This window comes from Lysobacter enzymogenes (assembly GCF_017168095.1).
GTDB lineage: Bacteria > Pseudomonadota > Gammaproteobacteria > Xanthomonadales > Xanthomonadaceae > Lysobacter > Lysobacter enzymogenes_D.
In genome coordinates this window covers 2,462-10,855 of record NZ_LXSD01000354.1, presented here as the reverse complement: position 1 = coordinate 10,855, position 8,394 = coordinate 2,462, and the positions used below count along the sequence as shown (strand labels likewise).

Annotated in this window: 5 protein-coding genes and 1 pseudogene; 4 read left to right on the top strand and 2 right to left on the bottom strand. The window is 71.7% G+C overall.

The window, feature by feature from the left end:
* Positions 1-727: virulence factor family protein (locus A7A76_RS13615; RefSeq protein WP_206411691.1), on the top strand; the 727-nt coding region annotated here is incomplete at its 5' end.
* A gap of 47 nt (positions 728-774) precedes the next feature.
* On the opposite strand, the pseudogene mprF reads toward A7A76_RS13615, so the two are convergent.
* Positions 775-3,360, bottom strand: a pseudogene (gene mprF, locus A7A76_RS13610) (bifunctional lysylphosphatidylglycerol flippase/synthetase MprF); the annotation flags it as partial.
* A 139-nt stretch (positions 3,361-3,499) separates the two neighbouring features.
* Entirely contained in the window at positions 3,500-4,420 is a 921-nt protein-coding gene (locus A7A76_RS13605; protein ID WP_206411689.1) for a LysR family transcriptional regulator, read from the bottom strand.
* Positions 4,421-4,522: 102 nt separating this feature from the next.
* Between A7A76_RS13605 and A7A76_RS13600 the strand changes: the two genes are divergently transcribed.
* The 3 genes from A7A76_RS13600 to A7A76_RS13590 all read left to right on the top strand — a co-directional run bounded on the left by A7A76_RS13600 (position 4,523) and on the right by A7A76_RS13590 (position 8,228).
* Positions 4,523-5,533, top strand: coding sequence for a zinc-dependent alcohol dehydrogenase family protein (locus A7A76_RS13600; protein ID WP_206411688.1), 1,011 nt, complete (start codon positions 4,523-4,525; stop codon positions 5,531-5,533).
* Positions 5,534-5,783: 250 nt separating this feature from the next.
* The gene (locus tag A7A76_RS13595; RefSeq protein ID WP_206411687.1) at positions 5,784-7,304 is read left to right on the top strand and encodes a hypothetical protein; all 1,521 of its coding nucleotides are present in this window, start codon (positions 5,784-5,786) and stop codon (positions 7,302-7,304) included.
* A gap of 108 nt (positions 7,305-7,412) precedes the next feature.
* A complete protein-coding gene (locus A7A76_RS13590; protein WP_206411686.1) occupies positions 7,413-8,228 on the top strand; it encodes an ankyrin repeat domain-containing protein in 816 nt (271 codons plus the stop codon).
* The last annotated feature ends 166 nt before the right edge of the window (positions 8,229-8,394 follow it).

Below are 8,394 nucleotides of genomic sequence, written 5' to 3'. Positions count from 1 at the left end.
GCTGCCGGGGCTGCGCGCGGCGCTGGTCTCGCTCGGCGCGCAGCGCCACGCCAGCCTGCCGCCGCCGCCGGCCGACCTGGCCGGGCTGCCGGTCAACGAGATGCCGGCGCAGGCCGGCGGCAACGCCGACACCTTCGCCGTATTCGTCTCCGGCGACGGCGGCTGGGCCGATGTGGACAAGAGCGTGAGCAAGCGCCTGGCCGAAGCCGGCGTGCCGGTGGTCGGGGTGGATTCGCTGCGTTATTTCTGGACCCCGCGCACGCCGCAGAGCTTCGGCGCCGATCTCGACCGCATCGTGCGCTACTACCGCGCGCAGTGGAAACGCCAGCGGGTGATCCTGGTCGGCTTCTCGCAGGGCGCCGACGTGCTGCCGGGCGGCTACAACCAGCTGCCGCAGGCCACGCGCGAACTGGTGCGGCTGACCGCGCTGCTGTCGCCGGGGCAGAAGGCCGAATACGAATTCCACCTCAGCAACTGGATCGGCAGCAGCGGCCAGGGCCTGCCGATCGCGCCGCAGGTGGCGAAGATGCCGGCAGCGCAGGTGCTGTGCATCTACGGCAGCGAGGACGGCGACGCGCTATGCCCGCATCTGCCCGCGGGCGGGGTGCGGATCGAGAAGATGCACGGCGACCACCACGTCGACGGCGATTACGACGGCGTCGCCGCGCGGGTGCTGGCGGCGGCCGGAATCGCGACTGCGGCCGCCTCGGCGCCGCCGTCGCCCTGAGCCGGCGCGCTGCTGGGGAAGCGCGCGACCCGGCGCTCGCCGTCGTCGTGGCGGCGCGGGTCCAGCGAGATCAGCCGGGTCACGTCGAGCAGCGCCGCCGGTAAGTGCATGCCGCCCGGCGCGGCCAGATAGCGGGTGCGCCAGACCGGATCGAACTTGGCCTTGAACCGGCGCAGGCCGACGAAGCCGTAGAAGCGCTCGCCGTGGCGCGCGATCAGGTTGGCGAAGCGGTTCCAGCGCCCGGCCAGGCGGTGCTGGGCCAGCCCCGACAGCGGCGCCATGCCGAGCGAGAAACGCTCGAAGCCGTGCTCGCGGCCCCACAGCAGCAGTTCGGCGAACATGAAATCCATCGTGCCCTTGGGCGCGTCGCTGGCGTGGCGCATCAGGTCGATCGACAGTTCGCGGCCGTTGCTGGCGTTCCAGACGTTGGCGAAGGCGACGATGCGGCCTTCGTGCTCGATCAGCGCCACCGGCAGGCGTTGCAGATAGGCCTCGTCGAAACTGCCGAGCGAGAAGCCTTTCTCTTCGCCTGACTTGAGTTCCAGCCAATCGTCGGAGATGTCCTCCAGCGCCGGCAGGAGCGGCGCGACCTGGTCGGCCGGCACCACGCGGAAGCTCAGCCCCGAGCGCTTGCCGCGGTTCCAGGCCTGGCGCAGGTCGGCGCGGTTGGGGCCCTGCAGGTTGAAGTCGGTCAGCGGCACCAGCGCTTCCTCGCCGAGCTTGACCAGGGTCAGGCCGAGGTCGAGATAGGTCTGCCAGTACTGCTCGCCGACCTGATAGAACACCGGCCGCACGCCGAGCCGGTCGGCCTCTTCGCGGAAGCGCCAGATCAGCTCGCGCGCGACCTCCGGCGGGCCGATCGGGTCGCCCATCGAAATCAGCGAGCCGCCGTAGCGCTGGATCATCAGCAGCCCGCGCTGCTGCGGATCGATCAGCAGCGCCTTGTCGCCGGTCAGCGCCAGGTGCGCCTGGCTGTCCTCGGCCTGGGCCAGGATCGGGCGGATCGCGTCGAGTTCGTCCGCGCCGGCGGCCGGCAGCGCGGTGCGCGCGGCGTGCAGCAGCCGCGCCAGGCCGAACGCGATCACCGCCACGCTGACCAGCAGCATCGCCCGCAGCGCGCGCGGCGCGTTGCCGGAGACCAGGAATTCCCACCACAGCTCGTTGCGGTATTCGACGTGGCTGTAGGCGAAGAACAGCAGCCAGATCGCCGCGATCAGCACCAGCCCGAGGTTGCGCAGCCAGCGCCACGACCAGGCCTCGTCGAGCAGCGCGCCCTGGCGGTAGAACTCGCGCCGCGCCGCCCACAGCGCCAGCGCCACCAGCGGCGGCGCCAGCGCCAGCAGCCAGTGGCCGCCGCGCAGCCACGACGGCAGCGGCAGCAGGATGCACACGCCCAGCGCCAGCGCCCAGGCCGAATGGCTGCGCCGCTGCAGGCCCTGGCCGATCAGCAGCAGGCCGACGCCGCCGAGGCTGGCGAGCAGCTGCGAGGTCTCGATCAGCGGCAGCGGCGCGTGGCTGAGGCGGTGCTGCGGCTTGGGCAGGGTGCCGTCGAGGATCAGCGCCGCGCCGAGCACGAACGCGGCCAGCGCGATCACATGCGGCAGCCACGGCCGGATCGCCAGCCAGCCGGTGCGTAGCGCGCCGGCGCTCTGCGCCACCGGCCCGCGCGCGGCGCCGAACCCGCCCAGCACGGTCGCCAGCACCAGCGGCAATGCGTAGTAGGTGATGCGATAGGCCAGCGCGGCGGCCAGCAGGCTGGCCGGGGCGACGCTGGGCAGCAGCTTGAGCAGGCTCCATTCGAACACGCCGATGCCGGCCGGCACGCTCGACACCAAGCCCGCCAGCACCGCCACCAGGTACAAGCCGACGAAGCCGACGAAGCCCGTCCCCGATTCGGCCGGAATCGCCGGCGCCAGCAGCACGTACAGCGCGCCGCCGGCCAGCGCCAGCTCGACCACGCTCAGCGCGGTCACGCTGAGCACGGTGCGGCGGTCGGGCAGCCACAGCGCGTGTTCGCGAAAACGCAGGGTGCGGCCGTCGCGGCCGACCAGCATCAACAGGCCGAGGAAGGCGATGGCGACCGCGCCGCCGGCGAAGCGGATCGCGTCCTCGCCCAGCGGCAGCAGCAGCGCCGCCGGCGCGGGTTCGAACATCAGCGCGCAGGCCAGCAGCACCCAGGCGCCGAACACGAAGCCGAGCGTGCTCATCAGCACGACCTGGCCGATGTCGGCCAGCGACAGCCCGGCCGCGCCGTAGCCGCGCAGGCGCACCGCGCCGCCGGTCAGCGCGGCGAAGCCCAGGGTGTGGCCGACCGCGTTGGCGAGGAAGGCGGTGAGGATCAGCCGCACCGGCTTGACCTTGGCCGCATTGCGGCGCAGGCCGATCGCGTCGAAGCCAACCAAGCAGGCATAGCTGGCGAGGCCCAGCAGAAACGCCAAGGCGATACGAAGAGAATCAAGCTCCCGGAAAGCCTCCTTGATCGCCCTCACCCCATGCCCGCTGAATTCCCCCGCCAGCGCATGCAGCGCCAGCGCCAGGATCGCCAGGCTGGCGAGCATCGACAGCGCGCGGCGCCGGTTGGTGGAAGCGGCGGCGGGGACGGCGGGCGCGGGGGCGTTGGCGGGGGAGCTCATGCGGCGGGGAGGGCGAAGGTGGACAAAGCTTTCAGCAAACGGCGCTAAAACGGAATGATGGGCGCACGCGGCGTTCGTATCGATGCGTGACGGACTTCGATCACGGACCCGCAGCGCGTCGACGCCGGCCAGCGCGCGCTCAGGCGGCCAGGATCCGGTCCCACACCGCCGGCGCGCCGATGATCTCCTCCACGAACGCCACGAACGCCTCGACCTTGCGCGGCCGGTACTCGCGCCCCGGATAGACCGCGTGGATGCCGATCGGCCGCAGGCTCCACTGCGGCAGCACCTCGACCAGGCGGCCGGCGGCGAGTTCCTCGGCCACGGCGAAGGTCGCGGTCTGCAGGATGCCGTCGCCGCGCAGCGCCGCGTCGACCAGCGGCACGCCGTAGTTGGCGCGCAGGCGGCCGCCGACCGGAATGCGCAGGGTCTCGCCGCGGCCGTGGAACTCCCAGGTCGCCGCGTCGCGGAACAAGGTGTAGTGCAGGCACTCGTGTTCGCTGAGCTGCTCCGGCGCCGCCGGCGCGCCGCGCCGGGCCAGATAGGCCGGCGCGGCGACCAGGATGCGCCGGGTCTGGGCGATGCGCCGCGCGACCAGGCGCGAATCGGCCAGCGCGCCGATCCGGATCGCGCAGTCGAAGCCTTCGCCGACCAGGTCGACGAAGCGGTCGTCGAACTGCACGTCCAGGGCGATGCCCGGATGGCGGTCGAGGAATTCGCCCAGGCGCGGCATCACGTACATCCGGCCGAAGTTCATCGGCAGCGACACCCGCAGCTCGCCGCGCGGCTGCGCGGCGCGGTCGTGCACGCGCTCGCCGGCGGCGAGGATCTGCGCCAGCGCCGGCGCCACCTCGGCGTGGTAGTCGCGGCCGGCCTCGGTGAGGCTCAGGCGGCGGGTGGAGCGGTTGAGCAGCTTGGCGCTCAGGCGCGCCTCCAGCGCGTTGAGCCGGCGGGTGATCGCGCCGGGCGTGACCTCGAGCTGGCGCGCGGCGGCGGTGAAGCTGCCGTGGCGCAGGATCGCCTCGAAGGCTTCGAGCTCGGAGTACAGGCCGCCGATCATTATTGAGAATGAATCAATGATGAGTTGTCGGCGAAATCCTATATCGCTTCAACGCTCAATAATAGCCTGTGCGTCCCGACCCCAGCCCCTACGGAGCCCGTCATGGACGCTTTCCAACTGCAAGGCACCACCCTGGAATCCCTGCGCCGCGTCGATTTGCCCGAGCCGCAGCCCGGCCCGGGCGAGGTGCGCATCCGCGTCGCCGCCGCCTCGGTCAACTACCGCGACTACGCCCTGGCCACCGGCCGCTACCAGGCCGACCTGCCGCGCCCGTTCGTGCCGCTGTCCGACGGTGTCGGCCGGATCGACGCACTCGGCGCCGGCGTCGGCGGTTTCGCCCTCGGCGAGCGGGTGATCGGCCACTACACGACCGCGTGGCTGGATGGCCCGTTCAAGTCCGAAAACCACCTCAGCAAGCTCGGCGGCCCGCTCGACGGCTGGCTGGCGCGCCAGATCGTGCTGCCGGCCGCGGCGATCGCGCGGGTGCCGGACTACCTCGACGACGCGGCCGCCGCAACGCTTCCGGTGTCGGGCCTGACCGCCTGGAGCGCGCTGCGCAAGCTCGAACTCGCGCCCGGCGCCAGCGTGCTGGTGCAGGGCAGCGGCAGCGTGTCGCTGATGGCGCTGCAGCTGGCGGCCGCGCGCGGGCTGGACGTGATCGCCACCACCGGCGATGCGGCCAAGGCCGAACGGCTGCGCGCGCTCGGCGCGCGCGCGACCATCGACTACCGCGCCGCGCCCGATCTCGCGGCCGCGGTGCGCAAGCTCACCGATGGCCGCGGCGTCGACGGCATCGTCGATGTCGTCGGCGGGCAGCAGCTGCTGGGGCTGCTCGGCGCCGCCGCCGACAACGCCCACATCGCCCTGATCGGTTTTCTCGACAGCATGGACGTGGCCGGCAACCTGATCGGCCCGATCATGGCCCGCCAGCTCAATCTGCACGGCGTCAGCGTCGGCAGCCTCGCCGATTTGCGCGCGTATCTGGACGAACTCGAAGCGCGCCGGATCGCGCCGGTGGTCGGCGAGCGCTACGGCTTCGACGACGGCGCCCGCGCGATCGCCGCGATGGCCGGCGCCCGCGCGCTCGGCAAGCCGGTGGTGCTGATGGACTGAGCCGGCGACGGCAGTCGGCCCGGCGCGTTCCGGCCGACCTGCGGCTGACCCTATGGCGACCCCGGGCGACCCCGGGCGACCCCGGGCGACCCCGGGCGACCCCGGGCGGACCCTGGGAAGAACCCGCCGGACCCCGGCGCCGGTCGCAACCGCGGCGGCTCGGCCTAGGGTCCGTCCCAGCTTTCCGTACCCCCTCGCAGGGGCGCATCGTGGCACCACACCACCACGCATCGGGACAGGGGCTCAGGCCATGATCTACGCGGATTACTCGGTTCGTTACAACCCGCCGCCGCCGGTCTATGTCCCGCCGCCGCCGCCCCCGCCGCCGCCGCTGCCCCCAGGCGACGGCAAGTTCGCCGACCAGATCGCCGGGCAGAACCCGCAGAAGGGTTCGGACCTGCAGTTCGCGCAGATGGCGAACGACGTCTATACGCAGATTCCCACGGACGTGCCGGGGACCAACGTCGCCACCGGCACTCAGTCCGGCAAGGAACTCGAAGCCGCCGGTTGGGATCGCCTGCAGCCGCAAGGCGACCATCTGGTCGACAACCAGGGCCGCGAGATCCCGATCGATCCGTCCGAACTGGAAGACCCCACCAGCGGCTTCCGCGCGGCGATCTACCAGAACGACAAGGGCCAGTACGTGGTCGCCTTCGCCGGCACCAACGACTGGGGCGTGGGCGAAGGCGGCGATTCCGACGACAACCTCGGCCAGGGCGCGGGCTTCCAGACCCAGGAATACAGCCAGGCGATGGCGCTGGGCCGCCGCGCCGAAGCGGTGTTCGGCGACGGCAACGTCGCGTTCGCCGGGCAGTCGCTCGGCGGCGGCCTGGCCTCGGCGGCGACCCTCGCCACCGACTCGGCCGGCGTCACCTTCAACTCTTCCGGCCTGAGCAACGACACGCTCGAAGACCTCGGCTTCAATCCCAACGCGGTGCGCAGCGAAACCGCCGACAGCGGCCAGATCCGCCGCTACGTGGTCAATTACGAGCCGCTCAACACCGTCCAGCAGGACGTGCCGATCCTCAACATGGCGCCCGATGCGGTCGGCCGCGAATTCCGCGTCGACGTTCCCGACGGCATTTCGCCGTTCAATCCGGCCGAGACCCACGGCGGCGGCGGCGACGGCGCCTCCTACGTCGAAGCGCTGCGCACCGAAACGCCGTACCGCCCCGACGGCATGTTCCTGGATGCGGGCAAGCTGGAAGACAACACCCTGGAGCGCGGCGCCGAATTCGTGTTCAACGGCTTCGGCAGCATCCTGGAGAACGGTTCGACCATGGTCGGCGACGTCATCGACGACGTCTCCAACAAGGTCGACGACATCGGCGAGGTCATCGACACCAAGTTCGCCCAGGGCGATTACGTCGAAGGCAGCTTCGACATCGCCGGCGACGTGATCGAAGGCGGCTTCAACGCCGTCGGCGACATGGGCAAGGGCACGCTGAACCTGGTCGGCGACCTGTCGACCGATGTGGCCAACTTCGGCGGCGGCGTGCTGCGCGACCTGGGCGAGTTCACTGGTCTGGAGACGCCGTTCAACGGCGTGGCGAGCTTCGTCGAAGGCACCGGCGAGGTGGTCGACACCGTCGCCGAATTCGGCGGCGACGCGGTCGGCTGGGTCGCCGACGGCCTGGGCACGGTCAGCGAAGGCGTGGTCGACCTGGCCGGCGACGCCGCCCAGGGCCTGACCGACGTGGCCGAGGCTACCGGCGAAGCCATCAGCGACGGGGTCGACGCGGGCGTGAACTGGGTCAAGAGCTGGTTCTGAGGACGGCCGCGAGACCGCCAAACCCTTCGAACCCCGCGAACCCGAATGGGGTGAACGCACACGGCCGCCGCGTTGCGGCCGTCGCGCGCGCTGACCTATGCTGAGCCCATGCCCTCACTCCGCCGTACTTCCCGCTCCGCCTGCGACGAGCGCCGCCCGGCGCGCACTGCGACGACGCAGCGCGCGCCGCTGCTGCGCGCCGCGCTGCTCGGCGCGTTGATGCTGGCCGCCTGCGCCGCCTGCGCACGACAAGGACCCGATCCGATGACCCAGAAGATCTTCGCCGCCAGCGGCAACGCCCAGCTGGCCGAGGCGGTGCGCGAGGGCGACGCCAAGCTGCTGCGCGAACTGCTCGCCGCCGGCGGCAATCCCAACGCCCAGGGCGAGCACGGCGTGACCCTGCTGCAATGGGCGATCCGCAGCGGCAGCCGTTCCGGCTTCGACGCGCTGCTGGCCGCCGGCGCCGACTACCGCCGCCACGACGAAAGCGGCAACACCGCGCTGCACACCGCCGCGGAATCCTCCAGCGACTATTTCCTCGAACACCTGCTCAAGGCCGGCGCCGACGCCAACACGCCGAACGCGGTCAACCACGCGCCGCCGCTGTTTTCGGCGCTGAAGGCGCGGCGCAAGGACAACATCGCGCGCCTGCTGAGCGCCGGCGCCGACCTGCGCGCCGCCGACCGCCAGGGCGGCACGCCGCTGCTGATCGCCGCGCAGATCAACGACACCGCCTCGGTCCTGGCCTTCCTCAAGGCCGGCGCCGACCCGCACGCGCGCGACCGCGCCGGCGCGACGTTCCAGCGCTACCTGTACATGAGCGACGAGCGCCTGCTCAAGGGCGAGGCCAAACGCGACCTCGACGCGATCCAGGATTGGCTGCGCGCGCACCACATCGCGATCGAGGACGGCGTGCAGACCTGAGCGAGGGGCCTTGGCTGCGCTACGACGCCGTCGCGGTTTCGCGGCGGCGTTTTCGTTTCCAGACCGATGGGATCGACCCGTGAGCGGAGCGTCTCGCCCGAACCGACGCAAGTCGCGACCGCGCCAACGCGGCCATTGCGCAGGTTTCGCCGTAGTTGCGCATCCG

Excerpts from the sequence above, each read along its gene's own strand:
- A7A76_RS13590 (WP_206411686.1), top strand. The coding sequence starts at position 7,413 with ATGCCCTCACTCCGCCGTACTTCCCGCTCCGCCTGCGACGAGCGCCGC.
- A7A76_RS13600 (WP_206411688.1), top strand. The coding sequence starts at position 4,523 with ATGGACGCTTTCCAACTGCAAGGCACCACCCTGGAATCCCTGCGCCGC.
- A7A76_RS13605 (WP_206411689.1), bottom strand. The coding sequence starts at position 4,420 with ATGATCGGCGGCCTGTACTCCGAGCTCGAAGCCTTCGAGGCGATCCTG.
- A7A76_RS13595 (WP_206411687.1), top strand. The coding sequence starts at position 5,784 with ATGATCTACGCGGATTACTCGGTTCGTTACAACCCGCCGCCGCCGGTC.